This is a genomic window from Trinickia acidisoli (genome assembly GCF_017315725.1).
Taxonomy (GTDB): Bacteria; Pseudomonadota; Gammaproteobacteria; order Burkholderiales; family Burkholderiaceae; genus Trinickia; species Trinickia acidisoli.
Genome location: NZ_JAFLRG010000001.1, coordinates 578,888 through 598,679, shown reverse-complemented (window position 1 = coordinate 598,679; position 19,792 = coordinate 578,888). Strand labels below are relative to the sequence as shown.

The following is a 19,792-nucleotide window of genomic DNA, read 5'->3' as shown; positions in this document are numbered from 1 at the left end:
AGAATGTCCTGCAATCCCACCACCCACGACGTCAGGGGCGAGCCCGCTTGATTCTTTACGAGTATCCGTTCAACGAGCGAATTCGCACACTGCTGCGTCTCGAAGATCTGTTCGAGCGCTTTACGTTCTTTTTGAATCAAGACGACGCGCGCGAGCATCACGTCGCGCTGACGACGCTGTTCGAAATCGCGGAAGTCACGGGCCGGGCGGACTTGAAGTCCGATTTGATGAAGGAACTCGAGCGCCAGCGCCAAACGCTTGCGCCGTTCCGCGGCAATCCAGGCATCGAGCAAAATGCGCTCGAGGCCGTGCTCGGCGAAATCGAGCAGACGCTCGCGGGCCTCGCTCAGATGCAAGGCAAAACGGGCCAGCACCTTTCGGACAACGAATGGCTGGCGAGCATTCGCAGCCGCGCGATCATTCCGGGCGGCACCTGCGAGTTCGATTTACCCTCCTACTACGCTTGGCAACAGTTGCACCCCGATCAGCGCCGGCAAGACATCGTCAAGTGGATTACGCCGCTCTTGCCGCTGCGCGACGCCGCGTCGATCGTGCTGCGGCTCGCACGCGAGTCGGGTCAAGCGTCGAAGGTCATGGCGATGCAGGGCAGTTACCAGCAGATGCTATCGGGTCGCACCTACCAGTTGATGCAAGTGCGCATTTCGCCCGAATTGCGCGTCATTCCCGAAGCAAGTGCGAACAAGTACATGCTCTGGGTGCGCTTTACGGTGCAGGATGGGGATCTGCGTCCGCGGGCCGTCGACGTCGACGTGCCGTTCCAATTGACGCTGTGCAGTCTTTGACGACATGCACGGCACGCGCCGTCGCGCGACACCGACCGCGCATCCGCGTGCGTGGCTTGCTGCCTGCGGCGGCCTAAAGACGATTGCCTGACAGTATGGTTACCGTGGTCAAATGCCCCGCTTGCGGGAAAGACGTTCGCTGGACGCCCGAAAATCGGTTTCGCCCGTTCTGCTCGGAGCGATGCAAGCAGATCGACCTGGGTGCCTGGGCCAATGAAAAGTACCGGATCGGCGGCACCGACGAGGAGCCACCGTCGGACGACGACAAACACGGCGATCTGAACTGATCCGGCCGCGACGCCGCTCGGCGCGATCGGCCGTCGTCATGTCGGGCTGCCGTTACGTCAGTCAGCGGCGAGCAATTCCAGCACGGGAATCGCCGCGGGCAGCAGCGGCGCCACCTCGACCGGCAGTCGTTGCCAGCTAAACGCCTGGCCCTCGCGGCCGTGCGGCTCGCCATTCCACTGCGTGACCTTGCAGAAATAAAGCCGCACATAGGCATGCGGATAGTCGTGCTCGAGCGTATGCCAGCGATGGCAAACCGTCATATCGATGCCGAGTTCCTCGTGCAGTTCGCGTGCAAGGGCTTGCTCGACTGTTTCGCCCGGTTCGAGCTTGCCGCCCGGAAACTCCCAATACCCTTCGTACGGCTTGCCTGTCGGCCGCTGCGCGAGTAAATATCGGCCATCGGGCAGAACGAGCACGCCAACGGCGACTTCCGTCACGGGGCGCCCCGTCGGCGAACGGTCGGCGGCCTGCGCGCCGCTACGCTCCGTCGTCATGCTCGCGCCCTGCGGCCCGACCAGTCGCGCGCGAATTGCCACGCGACGCGGCCCGAGCGCGACCCACGTTCGAGCGCCCAAACGAGCGCGTCCCCGCGCGCGTCGGCGACGTCCTCGTCGCGACAGCCGAAATGGCGCAGCCAGTGGGCGACGATCGTCAAGTAGTCGTCCTGCTTGAAGGGGTAGAAGCTCACCCATAAGCCGAAGCGTTCGGACAACGAAATCTTCTCCTCGACGACTTCGCCCGGGTGGATTTCGCCGTCGGACGTATGCTTGTACGTCTCGTTGTCGCTCATGTACTCGGGCAGGAGGTGGCGACGGTTCGACGTCGCGTAGATCAGGACGTTGTCGGACTGCGCCGATACCGAACCATCGAGCGCAACTTTCAGCGCTTTGTAGCCCGATTCGCCTTCCTCGAACGAAAGATCGTCGCAGAACACGATGAACTGCTCGGGCCGCGATGCGATGAGCTCGGTGATGTCGCCGAGATCGTGCAGATCGTCTTTGTCGACTTCGATGAGGCGCAGGCCGTCCTTCGCATACGCATTCAGGCACGCCTTGATCAGCGAAGACTTGCCCGTACCGCGCGCGCCCGTCAGCAACACGTTGTTCGCCGGCTGCTTGCTCACGAATTGGCGCGTGTTCTGCTCGATCAAATCCTTTTGGCGATCGATGTTCTGCAAATCGGAAAGGGTGATCGACGAAATGGCCGGCACCGGCTGCAGATAGCCCCGCCCCTGACGTTTGCGCCAGCGAAAAGCGACTGCGGCCGACCAGTCGACGTCCGGCGCCGCCGGCGGCAACATGACTTCGAGACGGCCGAGCAACGCCTCGGCGCGGGTCAGAAACTGTTCGAGTTTGTCCATGAGCGGAGTAGGGCGTCGGGCGCCGCGGCAAACAGCCCGGCGCGATCGAGGAATGGGGTATAAGCCGCTTCCTAAGCGCGGCCGTGCGTCAAGAGCGGTAGTCGGCGTTGATCGACACGTAGTCGTGCGATAGATCGCACGTCCAGATCGTGGCCTGCGCCGAACCACGGCCGAGCAGCACGCGGATCGTGATCTCGCTTTCCTTCATCACGCGCTGGCCGTCTTCTTCGCGATAAGCGGGGTGGCGCCCACCGGCTGTCGCGACGTGGACATCGCCGAGATAGAGGTCGATCTTCGCCACGTCGAGATCGGCGATGCCGGCGTAGCCGATCGCGGCCAGGATACGGCCGAGATTCGGATCGGACGCATAGAACGCCGTCTTCACGAGCGGCGAATGACCGATCGCATACGCGACCTGACGGCACTCGCCCTCGTTCGCGCCGCCTTCGACCTGCACGGTCATGAACTTCGTCGCCCCCTCGCCGTCACGGACGATCAACTGAGCGAGCGTCTGAGCCTGCCGCACAACGGCATTGCGCAGCGCCGCGTATGCGGGCGCGGCGGCCGACGTGATCGCGGGCAGGCTCGATTTGCCCGTCGCGATGAGGATGAACGAGTCGTTCGTCGACGTATCGCCATCGATCGTGATGCAGTTGAACGAGCGATCGGCAACATCCTTGACGAGCGCATCGAGCACGTCTTGCGCAACGGCCGCATCGAACGCGAGGAAGCCGAGCATCGTCGCCATGTTCGGCTTGATCATGCCCGCGCCCTTGCTGATGCCCGTGAGCGTGACCGTATGGCCTTCGATCGGAACTTGCGCCGACGCCACCTTCGGCAACGTGTCGGTCGTCATGATGGCTTGGGCCGCGTCGTACCAGTGCGCGGCCGCGCGGCATTCGAGCGCAGCGGGCAGGCCCGCCTTGAGCCGATCGATCGGCAGCGGCTCGAGAATGACGCCGGTCGAAAACGGCAGCACCTGCTCCGGTGCGATGCCCGCCAGACGCGCCAACTCGGCGCAGGTTTCGCGCGCATGCGCGAGGCCCGGCTCGCCCGTGCCGGCGTTCGCATTGCCCGTGTTGACGACGAGCGCGCGAATGCCCTTGCCGCTCGCGTGCGCGCTACGCGCGTGAGCGAGATGTTCGCGACATACGGTGACGGGTGCCGCACAGAAGCGGTTCGACGTGAACACACCCGCCACCGTCGCGCCTTCGTCGAGCGAAACGACGAGCACGTCCTTGCGGTTCGGTTTGCGGATGTTCGCCTGCGCATAGCCGAGCGTCACGCCGGCGACGGGATGCAGTTGTGCGGGGTCGATTTCAGGAAAATTGACGGCCATGGTCGTGAATCCGGTTAAGCCAGCTTACCGTGACACTGCTTGTATTTCTTGCCGCTGCCGCACGGGCACGGATCGTTGCGCCCGACCTTCGGGATGCCGTCCGCGCCGGACGCCGAGGCCGCCGGCGCATGCGCGCCGTGGCTCATGGCGTGCCCGATCATCTCGGCGGCGGCATCGGCCGACGCGGCAGCCGCCGGCGCAGCCACGGCCGCGGCTTCGGCGAACTCCACATGGCGAAATTCCACGTTTTCGAGGTGGCTGCCCTGCTCTTCGTATTGCTCGACCGCCTCTTCGAGTTGCTCCGGCGATTGAATCTGGACGTTCATGACGATACGCGTCACTTCCGTCTTCACGATGTTCAGCAGCGCCTCGAACAGCTCGAACGCCTCGCGCTTGTACTCTTGCTTGGGGTTCTGCTGCGCATAGCCGCGCAGATGGATGCCCTGGCGCAAATGATCGAGCGCGGCGAGATGCTCGCGCCAGCAGCGGTCGAGCGTCTGCAGCATCACCGAGCGCTCGAACGCGCTGAAGGCTTCGCGGCCGACGAGCGTGACCTTCGCCTCGTATCCTTCGTCGGCCGCGCCGATCACCGCTTCGACGATGTCGTCGGCATCGAGCGACTGCGACTCGTTGATCATCTCCTGCACGGCGAGGTCGAGCTGCCAGTCCTTGCGCAGCGCTTCCTCGAGTTCGGGCGCGTTCCATTGCTCTTCGATGCTGCCCGCGGGGACGAATTCGTGCACGACGTCGGTGACGACCGCATGGCGCATCGCCGTGATCGTTTCGGTGATGTCGTGCGCTTCGAGCAGTTCGTTGCGCTGCTGGTAGATCACCTTGCGCTGATCGTTGGCGACGTCGTCGTATTCGAGCAGTTGCTTACGGATGTCGAAGTTGCGCGCTTCGACCTTGCGCTGCGCCGATTCGATCGACCGCGTGACGATGCCCGCTTCGATCGCTTCGCCCTCGGGCATGCGTAGGCGGTCCATGATCGAGCGCACGCGATCGCCGGCGAAAATACGCAGCAGCGGATCTTCGAGCGAAAGGAAGAAACGCGAGGAGCCCGGGTCGCCCTGGCGGCCCGCGCGGCCGCGCAACTGATTGTCGATGCGGCGCGATTCGTGACGCTCGGTACCGATGATGTGCAAACCGCCCGCGGCCTTCACCCGATCGTGCAGCGCCTGCCATTCATCGTGCAGCGCTTGGATTCGACTGGCCTTTTCGTCGGCGGGAATCGCTTCGTCGGCCTCGAGCAGCGACGCTTGCTTCTCCGCGTTGCCGCCGAGCACGATGTCGGTCCCGCGGCCGGCCATGTTCGTCGCGATCGTCACGCGCTGGGGCCGCCCGGCTTCGGCCACGATCGCCGCTTCGCGAGCATGCTGCTTCGCGTTCAGCACTTCGTGCGGCAAGCCCGCCTTCGTCAGCAAATTCGACAGCAGTTCGGAATTCTCGATCGACGTCGTACCGACGAGTACCGGCCGGCCGAGCTCATAGCATTCGCGGATATCGCGGATAACGGCGTCGTAGCGCTCCTTGGCCGTCTTGTAGATCTGGTCCTGCCGGTCGATCCGCTTCGGCGGCCGGTTCGTCGGGATGACAACCGTCTCGAGCCCGTAGATTTCGTTGAATTCGTACGCTTCGGTATCGGCCGTGCCGGTCATGCCCGACAGCTTCGCGTACATGCGGAAATAGTTCTGAAACGTGATCGAGGCGAGCGTTTGATTCTCGCTCTGGATCTTGACGTGCTCCTTCGCTTCGACGGCCTGATGCAACCCATCCGACCAGCGGCGGCCCGACATCAGCCGCCCCGTGAATTCGTCGACGATGACGACTTCGCCGTTTTGCACGACGTAGTGCTGATCGCGGAAGAACAGCGTATGCGCGCGCAGCGCCGCATACACGTGGTGCATCAGCGTGATGTTCTGCGCCGCATAGAGGCTTTCGCCCTCTCCGATCAAACCCCATTCGGAAAGCAGGCGCTCGGCCTTTTCGTGGCCCGATTCGGTCAGGAACACTTGGCGACCCTTTTCGTCGAGCGTGTAGTCGCCCGGCTTTTCGACGCCCGTGCCGTCGGCCTTCTCCTCACCGATCTGCTGCTCGAGCAGCGGCGGCAGCGCGTTCATCCGCACGTACAGTTCGGTGTGATCCTCCGCTTGGCCGGAGATGATGAGCGGCGTGCGCGCTTCATCGATGAGGATCGAGTCCACTTCGTCGACGACCGCGAAGTTCAGCGAACGCTGCACGCGCGAATCGGTCTCGTAGACCATGTTGTCGCGCAGGTAATCGAAGCCGAATTCGTTGTTCGTGCCGTACGTGATGTCGGCCGCATACGCCTGCTGCTTCGACTCGTGGTCCATCTGCGACAGATTGATGCCGACCGACAAGCCGAGGAAGTTGTAAAGCTTGGCCATCCACTCGGCATCGCGCTGCGCGAGGTAATCGTTGACCGTCACGACGTGCACGCCGCGCCCCGACAGCGCGTTCAAGTAAGCGGCCAGCGTCGCGACGAGCGTCTTGCCCTCGCCCGTGCGCATTTCGGCAATTTTGCCGTAATGCAGCACCATGCCCCCGACCAATTGGACGTCGAAGTGACGCATCTTCAGCACACGGCGGCTGGCCTCGCGGCAGACGGCGAAGGCTTCGGGCAGCAATTTGTCGAGCGATTCGCCGCTCGCCACGCGCTGGCGGAATTCGTCCGTTTTCGCGCGCAGTTGGTCGTCCGTCAATTGCTCGATTTGCGGCTCGAGCGCATTGATCACCGCGACGGTCTTTTGATACTGCTTGACGAGACGCTGATTGCGGCTGCCAAAGATCTTTTGGAGAAAACCGGTGGTCATCGGGTCGAGTATGCGTCGCGGCTTCGGTCGAGCGCCCGCGCGCCTGGAAGGTCACGGCGGATGCCCGGGTTCGGATAGCCTCGGCGGCTTATTCCATGAGTGAATTCGAATCGCGCATTTTAGCACGCGAGCCTTAACGTACCGTGTCGTAGGCATGGCCGCGCGACGCGCCGGCGCACGGCGTGCGGCCAGGTACAATCGCGCCATGAGCCGCTTCTCGTCATTTTCGAAGTCAGCCGCGTCGCGCCGGCCCCAGGCCGTCGCCGAAGTGCTCGGGCGCACCGACGCGTTCGCCGCGCTACGCGCCGGCGTCGAGCAGGTCGCCGCGCTCGAGCGCGACCTCGCGCAGCTATTGCCGGATTATTTGGCGACCAACATCGAGCCGGGATTCATCAAGGACGGCACGCTGACGCTATTCGCGGCGCACAGCGCGTTGGCCGCGCGTCTGCGGCACGTGGAGCCGCGGCTGTTGTCGGAATTGCAGCAGCGCGGATGGGCCGCACGCACGCTCGCCATCAAGGTGCGCCCGCGCTCGCTCGAAGCGCCGGCCGCACCGAAGCAGGCGCGTATGACGCCGGCCGGCGCGGCGGCGCTAGAGGCGCTGAGCCGCTCGCTGGCCCCGTCGCCGCTGCAGGCGGCCCTCGCGAAGATGGCGACGCGCCACGGAAAACCCGTCGACGAAAAAGAATGAGCGGCCCGCAGGCCGCTCGTTTCGAAGCTTTTCCAGCCGGTGCGCGGCAAGCGCCGCCCGCCTGTCAGGCGAAGGCCGTCTGCGCCTCGTAGCCGAAGCCGCGCGGCGCGCTCTGCGCATCGTCGAACGTCAGCACTTCGTAGGCATCCTCATGCGCGAGCAACTCGCGCAGCAATGCATTGTTCAGACCGTGGCCCGATTTATACGCCGTGTACGAAGCAAGCAGCGGATGACCGACCACGTAAAGATCGCCGATCGCATCGAGCATTTTGTGCTTGACGAATTCGTCGTCGTAACGAAGGCCGTCGTTGTTCAAGATGCGGTATTCGTCGAGCACGATCGCATTGTCCATGCTGCCGCCGCGCGCCAGCCCGAGCTCGCGCATCATCTCGACTTCGTGTGCGAAACCGAACGTGCGCGCGCGGGCGATTTCCCGCACGTAGGACGTCGTCGCAAAATCGACTTCGAGCGCTTGCCCCGTCTTGTCGACGGCAGGATGGCGAAAATCGATCGTGAATTTGAGCTTGAAACCGAAGTACGGGTCCAGGCGCGCGACCTTGTCGCCCTCGCGCACTTCGACGGGCTTGACCACCTTGATGAATTTCTTCGGCGCGTTTTGCTCTTCGACCCCGGCTGATTGCATCAGGAAAACGAACGACGACGCGCTGCCGTCCATAATCGGGATTTCTTCGGCCGTGACGTCGACGTACAGGTTATCGATGCCCAAACCGGCGCATGCCGACATCAAATGCTCGATCGTCGACACCCGAACGCCGTCCTTTTGCAGAACCGAGGCAAGACGCGTATCGCCGATCGATAGCGCCTGAGCCGGAATATCCACGGGCGTCGCCAAATCGACGCGCGAAAACACGATGCCGGTATTCGCGGCAGCGGGGCGCAACGTCAGCTCGACCTTGCGCCCTGAGTGCAAGCCGATTCCGACGGTTTTGACGATCGATTTGATGGTGCGTTGCTTCAACATGGTTCCGTTCGATTGCTATTTTCAATCGGCAATTTTCAACTAATAGGGGGAATTATACTCCATCCGACGGAAGCGTTCATTCCGCGGACGTATCAATCTGTTTCGTCCGGTTACGGTCATGGACCAAAAGAGGCTGGCGGCCGGAACGGAGGCGTTCCCGGCCGCCGGCCCGTAACGGACCGTCACAAAAACCACGGCGCGCGTTGCCGCAGCGCAACACCGAAACGCGGCGCGCAACCCTCCCGGCGAGCGACGACGATCGCTTGCCCGTGCTCGAGCCGTCGTCCGGCGCATCTTGCCCGCGATGCGCACGGCACGTTCCCGCCCCCGGCCGCGCTCAGCGTCGATACCGATTCAGCATCGGTCCGACCCCGCGCGGCACGACGCGCTCACCGGCTCGCTCGCTGCCAAACCCGCCTGTCGCAGCCCGAGGCGTTGGCGTGCGTGCGTCTCAATGCACGCGCACGCGCCGTGCCACCCGGCCTAGGGCGCGCCGACAGCCGATCCACCCGCGTCGCTTGCGCGCTTCGGGTGATGGCCGCGCCCGGTCGTCCGACAGGACGAAGCCGCCTGACGCCGTTGCCGTTCATGATGCCGTCCTTCGTCGGCGCGGCGCACGAGGCGCCCGCGCGACGATTGCACCGCTCAGTCGGCCTGCTTACGCAGGAACGCCGGGATGTCGTACGTGTCGACGCCCTTTTCTTGCAGCGCCTGCACATGCGACGCAGCCGTTTCGCGCGAGTTGCGCCATACCGCCGGCGTGTCGAGCGCGCCGTAATCGGCCGTATTCGCGTGCGACTGCGCGTAGCCGTGCTGCATCACGGGCTGGTTGTCCGTGCCCGTGCGCAACAGCGTCATCGGCGCCGCTTGCTGCTTCTTCGCCGCGCTCGCCGCCGTGCGGCCGAGACCCGTCGCCACCACCGTCACGCGCAGCGCGTCGCCCATCGCGTCGTCGTAGACGGCACCGAAGATCACCGTCGCGTCTTCCGCCGCGTAGCTCTTGATCGTGTTCATCACTTCGCGCGTTTCCGACAAACGCAGCGAACGGCTCGACGTGATGTTCACGAGCACGCCGCGCGCGCCCGACAGATCGACGCCTTCGAGCAACGGGCTCGCGACGGCCTGCTCGGCCGCCAGACGAGCACGATCGACGCCGGCCACCGTGGCCGTGCCCATCATCGCCTTGCCTTGCTCGCCCATCACCGTCTTCACGTCTTCGAAGTCGACGTTCACGAGGCCATCGACGTTGATGATTTCGGCAATGCCGGCAACCGCGTTGTTCAGAACGTCGTCTGCGCACTGGAAGCACTTATCCATCTCGGCGTCATCGCCCATCACCTCGAACAGCTTGTCGTTCAGAACGACGATCAGCGAGTCGACGTGATCCTCCAGTTGCTGCGAACCTGCCTCTGCCACGCGCATGCGCTTGCCGCCTTCGAATTCGAACGGCTTGCTCACGACGCCCACGGTCAGAATGCCCATCTCCTTGGCGATCTGCGCGACCACGGGCGCCGCGCCCGTCCCCGTGCCGCCGCCCATGCCGGCCGTGATGAATACCATGTGCGCGCCGCGCAGCGCATCGGCGATCCGCTCGCGCGCCTCTTCGGCCGCCGCACGTCCCATCTCCGGCTTCGCGCCCGCGCCAAGCCCAGTGTTGCCGAGCTGAATGACGTGCGACGCGCGCGAGCGCGATAGCGCCTGCGCGTCGGTGTTCATGACGACGAAATCGACGCCCTGCACCCCCTTGCTAATCATGTGCTGGACGGCATTGCCGCCAGCGCCGCCAACGCCCACCACCTTGATGATGGTGCCGTTGGTTTCCGTTTCCAGCATCTGGAATTCCATATTGCCTCCGTCGAGAAAAAATCCAGCGTATCGGCCGTTATTCGGCGAAGGGTCGGGCAACCCCTCGTCGCACGCGAGCCGCCGGCACCCGCGCTGTCACTGCCTGCCCGAAGCGCATCGCAGCGACGCGCGTTGAGCCGTCTTCGAAATCAAAAATTGCCCAAGAACCAGTCTTTCATCCGCGAGAAAACCTGCCCCATCGAACCCGCCTGCACGGCGACCTTGCGGCCGCGCATGCGCTGCGACGAACCTTCGACGAGCAGCCCCATCGCCGTCGAGTAGCGCGGATTGCGCACGACGTCGGCCAGGCCCCCCGCGTATTCCGGCACGCCGATGCGCACCGGCTTCAAGAAAATGTCTTCGCCGAGCTCGACCATGCCCGGCATCATCGATGCACCGCCCGTCAGAACGACACCCGAGCTCAAGAGTTCCTCGTAACCCGATTCGCGCACGACTTGATGCACGAGCGAGAACAGCTCTTCGACGCGCGGCTCGACCACGGCCGCGAGCGCTTGGCGCGACAGCGTGCGCGGCCCGCGCTCGCCCAGGCCCGGCACTTCGATCATTTCGTCCGGATCGGCGAGCGCCTGCTTCGCGATGCCGTAGCTGACCTTGATGTCCTCGGCGTCGGGCGTCGGCGTGCGCAATGCCATCGCGATGTCGCTCGTGATCTGATCGCCCGCGATCGGAATCACGGCCGTGTGGCGAATCGCGCCTTCGCTGAAGATCGCGATGTCGGTCGTGCCGCCGCCGATGTCGACAAGCACGACGCCGAGTTCCTTTTCGTCTTCGGTCAGCACGGCAAGCGACGACGCGAGCGGCTGCAGGATCAAATCGTTGACCTCGAGCCCGCAGCGCCGTACGCACTTGACGATGTTCTGCGCGGCCGACACGGCCCCCGTCACGATGTGCACCTTCACCTCGAGGCGGATGCCGCTCATGCCGATCGGCTCGCGCACGTCTTCCTGACCGTCGATGATGAATTCCTGCGTGAGGATGTGCAGCACCTGCTGATCGGTCGGGATGTTGATCGCCTTGGCTGTCTCGATCACACGCGCGACGTCGGCCTGCGTCACTTCCTTGTCCTTGATCGCCACCATCCCGCTCGAATTGAAGCTGCGGATGTGACTGCCCGCGATCCCCGTGAACACGTTGGTGATCTTGCAGTCCGCCATCAACTCGGCCTCTTCGAGCGCGCGCTGAATCGACTGCACCGTGGCCTCGATGTTCACCACGACGCCTTTTTTCAGACCCTTCGATTCGCTTTGTCCGAGCCCGATCACCTCGTAATGCCCCTCGCCGCGCAACTCGGCGACGATCGCCACGACCTTGGCCGTGCCGATGTCGAGGGCAACCAGCAGATCCTTGTAGTCTTTACTCATAGCGTGCTCATGGCGTGTGGTGTCATGTGTTACTTCGCCGCGGGTTTGCCCGCGGTCGCGTTATCGATAAAGCGCATCCCGGCGGCGCGAATCGCAAAACCGTTCGGATAGCGCAAGTCGGCAGATTCGATGTCCTTTCCCCAACGCGCCGTCACCGCCGACCATGCCGCCGTCAGCCGGTGGCTGCGCTCGGCTAGCGTCTGCGGGTTGCGCTCCCGGCCGTACTCGATCTGCGTGCCGTTCGACAGCTTCACGGTCCACGCATAACGCGGCGACAGCGTCACCTCGTCGGGCGTTGCGCCGAGCGGCGCGAGCCACTTCCTGAAATCGAAGTAGCGGGCCACCACTTCCTTCTCCGTGCCGTTCGGCCCGTCGAACGCGGGCAAGTCTCCATCGAGTTCGCCTTGGTTCGCCGTGAACAGCTCGCCGTCGACGCTCACGAGTTGATCGCTGCCCCACGTGCCGAGCGGCTTGTACTCCTCGAGCGTCACCGCGAGCGCATTGGGCCACACGCGCCGCACGCTCGCGCGGCGCACCCACGGCATCTGCTCGAACGCCTGGCGCGCGCTGTCGAGATCGACCGTGAAGAAGTTGCCCTTCAAATGACCGACGACGCTCGCACGCACCGTCGGCGCGTTGATGTGATCGATATCGCCGCCGATCGCGATCGTGCGCAGCGCGAACGCCGGGCGCTGCGTGAGCCAATAACCGCCCGCCGCCAACAACACCAGCGCCAACAGCGCGTAGAGCGCGTTGGCGGCGAGGTTCAGTTGGCGTACGTTGTTCCACATGGCCGGCGATCAATCCTTGAGCGTCAGCGCGAGCACGCCGACCACGAGTTCTTGGTAGCCGATGCCGACCGCGCGCGCCGCTTTCGGCGGCAGTGAGTGATCGGTCATACCCGGCGCCGTGTTCACTTCGAGGAAGTAGGCATTGCCGTTTCCGTCGAGCATGAAGTCGGCGCGGCCCCAATCGGTGCAGCCGAGCACCTCGAACGCACGCCGCGACAGCGCCTTCAGCCGCGTTTCTTCGTCCGCCGCGAGGCCGCACGGAATCAGGTATTGGGTGTCGTCCGCGACGTACTTCGCGTGGTAGTCGTAGAACTCCCCGGCCGGCACGATGCGGATGATCGGCAAGTCGAGATCGCCGGCGATGCAGGCGGTGTACTCGCCTCCGCCGTCGATGCTCTTCTCGACGACGACGATCTTGTCGAACTGCGCCGCCTCCTCGAGTGCGGCCGGCAGCGCGTCGGCGCGCTTTACTTTCGTGACGGCCACGCTCGAGCCTTCGCTCGCGGGCTTCACGAACAGCGGCAAGCCAAGCTTCGCGACGATTTCACCGGCACGCGCCGCATAGTCGTCGCCGCGCAGCACGGCTTCGAACGGCGGGGTCGGCACGCCCAGCTGCTGCCAGACGAGTTTCGTGCGGAACTTGTCGAGGCCGAGCGCCGAGCCGAGCACGCCGGTGCCCGTATAGCGAATGCCGTAGAAGTCGAGCGCGCCCTGGATCTGGCCGTTCTCGCCGTAACCGCCGTGCAGTGCGTTGAACGCGCGCACGAAGCCTTCGTCCTTGAGCTTCGATAACGGCTGCTCGGCGGGGTCGAACGGGTGCGCGTCGATGCCGGCGTCGCGCAGCGCTTTCAGAACGAGCGTTCCCGACTTGAGCGACACCTCGCGCTCGGCGGATTCTCCACCAAGCAGGACGGCCACTTTGCCGAAACGTTTCGGATCGATGCTACTCATCTCAAGCCCTTAGTTCTTGCGCCAGGCGACCCGGCACCGCGCCGATCGAGCCTGCGCCCATCGTGATCACCACGTCGCCGTCGCGCACGAGTGCCGACAGCGCCTGCGGCACTGCGTCGACCGTTTCGACGAATGCCGGATCCACCTTGCCCGCGGCTCGAATCGCACGCGCGAGCGCATTGCCGTCGGCCGCGACGATCGGCGATTCGCCGGCCGCGTAGATTTCCGTCAACACCAGCGCATCGACGCTCGAGAGCACGCCGACGAAATCCTCGAAGCAATCGCGCGTGCGCGTATAGCGATGCGGCTGGAACGCGAGCACGAGCCGCTTGCCGGGGAAGGCGCCGCGCGCGGCCGCGATCGTCGCCGCCATCTCGACGGGATGGTGTCCGTAGTCGTCGATCAGCGTGTACGTGCCGCCGCCCGCCACGCGCATCTCGCCGTAGCGCTGAAACCGCCGGCCGACGCCCGTGAACTCGGCGAGCGCGCGCTGAATATCGGCATCGGCGATCTCGAGTTCGGTAGCGATCGCGATCGCGGCCAGCGCGTTCTGCACGTTGTGCGTGCCCGGCATGTTGAGCACGATCGCGAGCGGTGCCGCACCCTCGCGCAGCGCCGTGAAATGCATCTTGCCCTCGCGCGCGAACACGTTGACGGCGCGCACCTGCGCATCGGGAGCGAACCCGTAGCGGATCACGGGCTTCGACACGAACGGGAGAATCTCGCGCACGCTCGAGCAGTCGACGCAGAGCACGGCGATCCCGTAGAACGGCAGCCTGTGCGTAAACTCGATGAACGCCTGCTTGAGCCTCGCGAAGTCGTGCCCATAGGTGTCCATGTGATCTTCGTCGATGTTCGTGACGACTTCGATCACGGGCAGCAGATTGAGGAACGAGGCGTCCGATTCGTCCGCTTCGGCGACGATGAAATCGCCCGTGCCGAGCCGCGCGTTGGCGCCCGCGCTCGTCAAGCGGCCACCGATGACGAAGGTCGGATCGAGGCCACCCGCCGCGAGCACGCTCGCGACGAGACTCGTCGTCGTGGTCTTGCCGTGCGTCCCCGCGATCGCGATGCCCTGCTTCAAGCGCATGAGCTCGGCGAGCATCACCGCGCGCGGTACGATCGGCACGCGCTTGCGGCGCGCGGCCAGCACTTCGGGGTTGTCGCTGCGTACAGCCGTCGATACGACAACGGCATCCGCGCCTTCGATGTTCCCCGCATCGTGCCCGATCGCGACCTGCGCGCCGAGCGAGACGAGCCGATCGGTGGACGCGCTGCGGGCGAGATCGGAGCCGCTCACGCGATAGCCGAGCGTGACAAGCACCTCCGCAATGCCGCTCATGCCGGCGCCGCCGATGCCGACGAAGTGAATATGTTTGACGATGTGTTTCATTGCTTTCCTTCCTGGCGCGCGAGCGCCACGGCCGCGCAGATCTGCGCGACGCGATCGGTGGCTTCCGGCTTGGCCAGCAAACGTGCGCGCTCGGCCATTTCGGCGAGCGTCTCGCGCGTCTGGCTGCGCAGCCAATCCGCTAGGTTCTCGGGCGATAAATCGCGTTGCTGCACGAGCACGGCCGCCTCTTGCGAAGCCAAGAACTCGGCATTCGTGCTTTGGTGATCGTCGACCGCATACGGGAACGGCACGAACAGCGCGGCTACGCCCACGGCCGCCACCTCGGCCACCGTCATGGCGCCCGAGCGGCAGATGACGAGATCGGCGTCGCCGTAGGCTGCGGCCATGTCGTCGATGAACGGCACGAGGCTCAGCGATTCGCCCGGCGCGAACCCGGCTTGCGCGTAGTTGCCCCGCAGCGCGTCGATATGTTTGGCCCCCGCCTGATGGATGACGTGCGGCCGCTCGTCTGGCGCGAGCAGCGCGAGCGCACGCGGCACGCATTCGTTCAGCGCCGCGGCGCCCAAGCTGCCGCCGACGACGAGCACGCGCAGCGCTCCGGTGCGGCTCGCATAGCGCGACGTCGGCTCCGATGCGTGGCACAGCTCGTCGCGCAACGGATTGCCGGTCCATTCGGCGCCGGGCAGCGTGTCGGGGAAGGCGACGAGCACGCGCCGCGCGAGCTTGGCGAGCACTTTGTTGGCAAGCCCCGCGACGGAATTCTGTTCGTGCAACACCAGCGGGCGTCCCGTCAGCGCCGTCATGACGCCCGCCGGAAACGTGATGTAGCCGCCCATGCCGAGGACGACGTCGGGCCGCACGCGTCTGAGCACGCGTAAACTTTCGAGACAGGCGCGCAGCAGATTGAGCGGCAGCATCAGCTTCGTCTTGAGCCCCTTGCCGCGCAACCCGCCGAAGCGCACGTATTCGATCGGCACGCCATGCTTGGGCACGAGCGAGGCCTCCATGCCCGACGGATTGCCGAGCCAGACCACGCGCCAACCCCACGCGCGCATGCGATGCGCGACCGCGAGCCCGGGGAAGACGTGCCCCCCGGTGCCGCCGGCCATGACCATCAACGTGCGCTGAGGCGTGGCGCTCATACCTTGCCCCCACGCATCAGCACGCGGTTCTCGTAGTCCACCCGCATCAGGACGGCCAGTGCAACGCAGTTGAGCACGATGCCCGAGCCGCCGTAGCTCACGAGCGGCAGCGTCAGCCCTTTCGTGGGCAGCAAGCCGAGATTCACGCCCATGTTGATGAACGTCTGCGCACCGAACCACAAGCCGATGCCCTTGGCCATCAATCCCGCGAACGTGCGGTCGAGCGCAAGCGCCTGGCGACCGATTTCAAACGAGCGGCGCACGATCCAGTAGAACAACAGAATGACGATCAGCACGCCTACGAAGCCAAGCTCCTCGCCGATCACGGCGAGAATGAAGTCGGTATGCGCCTCGGGCAGATAGTTGAGCTTTTCGACGCTGCCGCCCAACCCCACCCCGAACCACTCGCCGCGCCCGAAAGCGATCAGCGAGTGCGTCAGTTGATAAGCCTTGCCTTGCGCGTAGCGGTCGTCCCACGGATCGAGGTAGGCAAAAATCCGCTCGCGCCGCCAGGGCGAGGCCCAAACGAGGATCGAAAACGTGCCGACGGCCGTTGCGACGAGACCGCCGAACAGCTTGCCGTTCACCCCGCCGAGAAAGAGCACGCCCATCGCGATCGCCGCCACGACCATGAACGCGCCCATGTCGGGCTCGAGCAGCAGCAACGCGCCGACGACACCGACCGCGAACCCCATCGGCAAAAAGCCCTTGGCGAAGCTGTGCATGTGTTCCTGCTTGCGCACCGTGTAGTTCGCCGCGTAGATCGTCACGGCGAGCTTCATGATTTCCGAGGGCTGCATGTTCATGAGGCCGAGCGGAATCCAGCGGCGCGCGCCGTTCACGCCCTTGCCGATGTGCGGAATCAGCACCATCACGAGCACCGCCAGCGTCAGCAGGAAAAGCTTGGGCGCGTACTTGTCCCAGACCGAGATCGGGATCTTGAACACCACGATCGCGACCGCTGACGCGATGACCAGCGAAATCACATGACGCAGGAGGAACGCGTAGCTGTGATACGCCGCGTACTTCGGTGAATCGGGCATGGCGATCGAGGCCGAGTAGACCATCACGACCCCGAGCCCGAGCAAAGCGATGACGACCCACAGCAACGCGTGATCGTAATCGAGCATGCGCGAGCGCATCGGGCGCATCCCACTGACGGCGCTCGCGAGACCGCTCGCGCCGGACGCGGCGGCACCGCCCGTCTTGAGCGATTTGCCGCCCGCCGCCGCGTCGCGTTGCGGCATCAGTCGTGAGCCGAAGCGGTCGATCCAGCTCATAGCATCATCCCCCGCTCGGCCGCGATCTCCTCGACCGCGCTACGGAATACGGCCGCGCGATGCGCGTAGTTGTCGAACATGTCGAGACTCGCACAAGCCGGCGACAGCAGCACCGCGTCGCCAGGCTGCGCGAGCGCGCAGGCTGCGCGCGTCGCCGCCTCCAGCGTCGGATGGTCGACGAGCGCGACGCCCGTCTCGGCGAGCGCCTCGCGAATCGGCGGCGCATCGCGGCCGATCAGCATGACGGCACGGCACCAGCGCGCCGCGGGGCGTGCCAGCGGTGCGAAGTCCTGCCCCTTGCCATCGCCGCCGGCGATCAGCACGACACGCTGCGCCAGCCCGTCGAGCGCCGCGACGGTCGCGCCGACGTTCGTTCCCTTGCTGTCGTCGACATAATCGACCCCGTCGATCGACGCGATCAGTTCGACGCGATGCGGCTCGCCGCGGTACTCGCGCAAGCCGTGCAGCAGCGGCGCGGCCGGCAGACCGATCGCACGCGCCAACGCCAACGCAGCAAGCGCGTTGGCCGCATTGTGCAAGCCCCGGATGCGCAGCGCATCGGCGGGCATCAGGCGCGTCATGGCGAGCTCGGCCGGCAGGGCCGCTTCTTGGCGACGGCGGCGCGGGCTCGCCGTTTCGTCCGACGGCTCGCGCTCGCGCGCTTGCACGAGCCAGTTGATGCCGTTCTCGCGCAGGAGCCCGTAATCGCCCAAGCGGGCAGGCTCGTTCACGCCGAACGTGACGTACGCCTGCGCTTCGGCCGTTGCATCGGCCCGAGGTGCGAGCGCCATCGTGCGCGCGTCGTCGCGATTGAGCACACGCACGGTGCCCGGCCCGAAGATGCGCCCTTTCGCGGCCGCGTAGGCATCGAACCCACCATGCCAATCGAGGTGGTCCTGCGTGATGTTGAGCACGGTCGCGGCATCGGGGGCGAACGTCCGCGCGGTTTCGAGTTGAAAGCTCGACAGTTCGAGCACCCAGACGTCAGGTAGCGCGGCGCCGTCGATCGCGCCCATCAAACGATCGAGCATCGTCGGGCTGATATTGCCGGCGACCGCAACCTTCCGGCCGGCTCGTTCGCAAAGCTGCCCCGTCATGCTCGTCGTGGTGGTCTTGCCGTTCGTTCCGGTGATCGCGACGACCTTCGGCATATAGCCGCTCTCGCGTAGATGCGCGAGCGCCTGCGCAAAGAACTCGACTTCGCCCCACACGGGAATACCGCGTTCATGCGCGCTCGCGATGAGCGGCACGAGATCCTGCGCGAGCGGCGAAAGCCCCGGGCTCAGCGCGACGAGTTCGATGCCGCCGTCGAGCAGCGCCGGCGAGAACGCGCCGCCGACGAACTCGGCGTCGATCCCGTGCGTCTCGAGCGCCGGCAAATTCGGCGGTGCCTCGCGCGTATCGGCGATGCGCAAGCGGCACCCGTGGCGCGCGCACCAGCGCGCCATCGCGAGACCCGATTCGCCGAGTCCCAGCACGAGCACCATCGGCCGTTGCCGATCTCCAAACATCTCGCCGAACATCGCTTGCTTTCCCTTTTCCTTTGCGGTCGCGTTTGTGTCTGCCCTGCGCGTCAGCGCAGCTTCAACGTCGACAGCCCGAACAAACAGAGCATCAACGTGATGATCCAGAAGCGCACGACGACCTGCGTCTCTTTCCAGCCCGACAGTTCGAAGTGGTGATGCAGCGGCGCCATCTTGAAGATGCGCCGGCCTTCGCCGTAGCGCCGCTTCGTGTACTTGAACCACACGACTTGCAGCATGACCGAAACCGTCTCGGCCACGAAGATGCCGCCCATGATGAACAGCACGATCTCTTGCCGGACGATGACGGCCACCGTACCGAGCGCGCCGCCGAGCGCCAGCGCGCCGACGTCGCCCATGAACACCTGCGCGGGGTGCGTGTTGTACCAGAGGAATGCGAGCCCGGCCCCGCCCATCGCGGAACAGAAGATCAGCAGTTCCCCCGCGCCTGGAATATGCGGGAACAGCAGATATTTCGAATAGACCGAGCTGCCCATGACGTAGGCGAACACGCCGAGCGACGCGCCGACGAGCACGACGGGCATGATCACGAGACCGTCCAGCCCATCGGTCAGATTCACGGCATTGCTCGCGCCGACGATGACGAAGTAGGTCAACGCGATGAAGCCCCACACGCCGAGCGGGTAGCTGATCGACTTCAGGAACGGCAGCATCAGGTCCGCGCGCGCGGGCAGCCCCATCGACAAGCCACTGCGCACCCACGCCATGAACAGGTCGAATACGCGAACGTTGCTCGCCTCGGAGACGCTGAACGCGAGATACACCGCCGCGAACAAGCCGATGACGGACTGCCAGAAATACTTTTCGCGCGACGACATGCCGCGCGGGTCCTTATAGACCACCTTGCGATAGTCATCGACCCAGCCGATCACACCGAAGCCGAACGTCACGAGCATCACGATCCAAATGAAGCGATTCGTCAGGTCCGCCCAGAGCAGCGTCGACACTGCGATGCCGATCAGGATCAGCACGCCGCCCATCGTGGGCGTGCCCGATTTGACGAGATGCGTCTTCGGCCCGTCGGTGCGCACCGCCTGGCCGACCTTCATCGACGTCAGCTTGCGAATCACCCACGGCCCGCATACGAGCCCGATCACGAGCGCGGTGATGGTCGCCATCACCGCGCGAAATGTCAGATAGCCGAAAACGCGCAAAAAACTTGCGTCGTTCTGCAGCCATTGCGCCAGCGCCAGCAGCATGCTCGTC

17 protein-coding genes are annotated in these 19,792 nt (G+C 65.0%); 3 read left to right on the top strand and 14 right to left on the bottom strand.

Annotated features, from left to right (window positions below):
• Positions 1 to 47 precede the first annotated feature (47 nt).
• Both zapD and yacG read left to right on the top strand, forming a co-directional pair.
• A complete protein-coding gene (gene zapD / locus J3485_RS02805; RefSeq protein ID WP_206951063.1) occupies positions 48 to 803 on the top strand; it encodes a cell division protein ZapD in 756 nt (251 codons plus the stop codon).
• Positions 804 to 898: 95 nt separating this feature from the next.
• Positions 899 to 1,090: a DNA gyrase inhibitor YacG gene (yacG, locus tag J3485_RS02800; RefSeq protein WP_206951062.1), complete on the top strand. Its 192-nt coding sequence runs from the start codon at positions 899 to 901 to the stop codon at positions 1,088 to 1,090.
• Positions 1,091 to 1,147: 57 nt separating this feature from the next.
• On the opposite strand, the gene J3485_RS02795 is transcribed toward yacG, so the two are convergent.
• From J3485_RS02795 to secA, 4 genes are all read right to left on the bottom strand, one after another.
• Positions 1,148 to 1,585 (bottom strand): NUDIX domain-containing protein, encoded by a 438-nt coding sequence (locus J3485_RS02795; protein ID WP_206951061.1) that lies wholly within the window; start codon positions 1,583 to 1,585, stop codon positions 1,148 to 1,150.
• Positions 1,582 to 2,451 carry an ATP-binding protein gene (locus J3485_RS02790; protein ID WP_206951060.1) on the bottom strand — a complete coding sequence of 290 codons (870 nt, stop codon included), beginning with the start codon at positions 2,449 to 2,451 and terminating at the stop codon, positions 1,582 to 1,584. Before J3485_RS02790 ends, J3485_RS02795 begins: the two co-directional genes overlap by 4 nt.
• 88 nt (positions 2,452 to 2,539) lie before the next feature.
• Positions 2,540 to 3,790: a bifunctional glutamate N-acetyltransferase/amino-acid acetyltransferase ArgJ gene (gene argJ / locus J3485_RS02785; protein ID WP_206951059.1), complete on the bottom strand. Its 1,251-nt coding sequence runs from the start codon at positions 3,788 to 3,790 to the stop codon at positions 2,540 to 2,542.
• A 14-nt stretch (positions 3,791 to 3,804) separates the two neighbouring features.
• Positions 3,805 to 6,624: a preprotein translocase subunit SecA gene (gene secA, locus J3485_RS02780; protein ID WP_206951058.1), complete on the bottom strand. Its 2,820-nt coding sequence runs from the start codon at positions 6,622 to 6,624 to the stop codon at positions 3,805 to 3,807.
• A gap of 205 nt (positions 6,625 to 6,829) precedes the next feature.
• On the opposite strand from secA, the gene J3485_RS02775 reads away from it, so the two are divergent.
• Positions 6,830 to 7,315 (top strand): DciA family protein, encoded by a 486-nt coding sequence (locus J3485_RS02775; protein ID WP_206951057.1) that lies wholly within the window; start codon positions 6,830 to 6,832, stop codon positions 7,313 to 7,315.
• 64 nt (positions 7,316 to 7,379) lie between these two features.
• Here J3485_RS02775 and lpxC read toward each other — a convergent pair whose 3' ends face one another.
• The 10 genes from lpxC to mraY all read right to left on the bottom strand — a co-directional run bounded on the left by lpxC (position 7,380) and on the right by mraY (position 19,785).
• Positions 7,380 to 8,297 (bottom strand): UDP-3-O-acyl-N-acetylglucosamine deacetylase, encoded by a 918-nt coding sequence (gene lpxC, locus J3485_RS02770; protein WP_206951056.1) that lies wholly within the window; start codon positions 8,295 to 8,297, stop codon positions 7,380 to 7,382.
• 645 nt (positions 8,298 to 8,942) lie between these two features.
• A complete protein-coding gene (ftsZ, locus tag J3485_RS02765) occupies positions 8,943 to 10,142 on the bottom strand; it encodes a cell division protein FtsZ (protein WP_206951055.1) in 1,200 nt (399 codons plus the stop codon).
• 149 nt (positions 10,143 to 10,291) lie between these two features.
• Positions 10,292 to 11,524 carry a cell division protein FtsA gene (ftsA, locus tag J3485_RS02760; protein ID WP_206951054.1) on the bottom strand — a complete coding sequence of 411 codons (1,233 nt, stop codon included), beginning with the start codon at positions 11,522 to 11,524 and terminating at the stop codon, positions 10,292 to 10,294.
• A 29-nt stretch (positions 11,525 to 11,553) separates the two neighbouring features.
• The gene (locus tag J3485_RS02755; protein ID WP_206951053.1) at positions 11,554 to 12,315 is read right to left on the bottom strand and encodes a cell division protein FtsQ/DivIB; all 762 of its coding nucleotides are present in this window, start codon (positions 12,313 to 12,315) and stop codon (positions 11,554 to 11,556) included.
• Positions 12,316 to 12,324: 9 nt separating this feature from the next.
• The gene (locus J3485_RS02750; protein ID WP_206951052.1) at positions 12,325 to 13,266 is read right to left on the bottom strand and encodes a D-alanine--D-alanine ligase; all 942 of its coding nucleotides are present in this window, start codon (positions 13,264 to 13,266) and stop codon (positions 12,325 to 12,327) included.
• Position 13,267: 1 nt separating this feature from the next.
• On the bottom strand, positions 13,268 to 14,659 hold the full coding sequence (murC, locus tag J3485_RS02745; protein WP_206951051.1) for a UDP-N-acetylmuramate--L-alanine ligase: 1,392 nt from the start codon (positions 14,657 to 14,659) through the stop codon (positions 13,268 to 13,270).
• Positions 14,656 to 15,762, bottom strand: a complete 1,107-nt coding sequence (murG, locus tag J3485_RS02740; protein ID WP_206951050.1) for an undecaprenyldiphospho-muramoylpentapeptide beta-N-acetylglucosaminyltransferase — start codon at positions 15,760 to 15,762, stop codon at positions 14,656 to 14,658. Before murG ends, murC begins: the two co-directional genes overlap by 4 nt.
• Positions 15,759 to 17,042, bottom strand: coding sequence for a putative lipid II flippase FtsW (ftsW, locus tag J3485_RS02735; protein WP_206951049.1), 1,284 nt, complete (start codon positions 17,040 to 17,042; stop codon positions 15,759 to 15,761). Before ftsW ends, murG begins: the two co-directional genes overlap by 4 nt.
• On the bottom strand, positions 17,039 to 18,553 hold the full coding sequence (murD, locus tag J3485_RS02730) for a UDP-N-acetylmuramoyl-L-alanine--D-glutamate ligase (RefSeq protein WP_206955608.1): 1,515 nt from the start codon (positions 18,551 to 18,553) through the stop codon (positions 17,039 to 17,041). The genes ftsW and murD overlap by 4 nt, the downstream gene beginning before the upstream one ends.
• 62 nt (positions 18,554 to 18,615) lie before the next feature.
• On the bottom strand, positions 18,616 to 19,785 hold the full coding sequence (gene mraY, locus J3485_RS02725) for a phospho-N-acetylmuramoyl-pentapeptide-transferase (protein WP_206951048.1): 1,170 nt from the start codon (positions 19,783 to 19,785) through the stop codon (positions 18,616 to 18,618).
• Positions 19,786 to 19,792 lie beyond the last annotated feature (7 nt).

Bases quoted from the DNA above. Each gene is read 5' to 3' on its own strand.
- yacG (WP_206951062.1), top strand. From the start codon at position 899: ATGGTTACCGTGGTCAAATGCCCCGCTTGCGGGAAAGACGTTCGCTGG.
- J3485_RS02795 (WP_206951061.1), bottom strand. From the start codon at position 1,585: ATGACGACGGAGCGTAGCGGCGCGCAGGCCGCCGACCGTTCGCCGACG.
- J3485_RS02790 (WP_206951060.1), bottom strand. From the start codon at position 2,451: ATGGACAAACTCGAACAGTTTCTGACCCGCGCCGAGGCGTTGCTCGGC.
- argJ (WP_206951059.1), bottom strand. From the start codon at position 3,790: ATGGCCGTCAATTTTCCTGAAATCGACCCCGCACAACTGCATCCCGTC.
- secA (WP_206951058.1), bottom strand. From the start codon at position 6,624: ATGACCACCGGTTTTCTCCAAAAGATCTTTGGCAGCCGCAATCAGCGT.
- J3485_RS02775 (WP_206951057.1), top strand. From the start codon at position 6,830: ATGAGCCGCTTCTCGTCATTTTCGAAGTCAGCCGCGTCGCGCCGGCCC.
- lpxC (WP_206951056.1), bottom strand. From the start codon at position 8,297: ATGTTGAAGCAACGCACCATCAAATCGATCGTCAAAACCGTCGGAATC.
- ftsZ (WP_206951055.1), bottom strand. From the start codon at position 10,142: ATGGAATTCCAGATGCTGGAAACGGAAACCAACGGCACCATCATCAAG.
- ftsA (WP_206951054.1), bottom strand. From the start codon at position 11,524: ATGAGTAAAGACTACAAGGATCTGCTGGTTGCCCTCGACATCGGCACG.
- J3485_RS02755 (WP_206951053.1), bottom strand. From the start codon at position 12,315: ATGTGGAACAACGTACGCCAACTGAACCTCGCCGCCAACGCGCTCTAC.
- J3485_RS02750 (WP_206951052.1), bottom strand. From the start codon at position 13,266: ATGAGTAGCATCGATCCGAAACGTTTCGGCAAAGTGGCCGTCCTGCTT.
- murC (WP_206951051.1), bottom strand. From the start codon at position 14,659: ATGAAACACATCGTCAAACATATTCACTTCGTCGGCATCGGCGGCGCC.
- murG (WP_206951050.1), bottom strand. From the start codon at position 15,762: ATGAGCGCCACGCCTCAGCGCACGTTGATGGTCATGGCCGGCGGCACC.
- ftsW (WP_206951049.1), bottom strand. From the start codon at position 17,042: ATGAGCTGGATCGACCGCTTCGGCTCACGACTGATGCCGCAACGCGAC.
- murD (WP_206955608.1), bottom strand. From the start codon at position 18,553: ATGTTTGGAGATCGGCAACGGCCGATGGTGCTCGTGCTGGGACTCGGC.
- mraY (WP_206951048.1), bottom strand. From the start codon at position 19,785: ATGCTGCTGGCGCTGGCGCAATGGCTGCAGAACGACGCAAGTTTTTTG.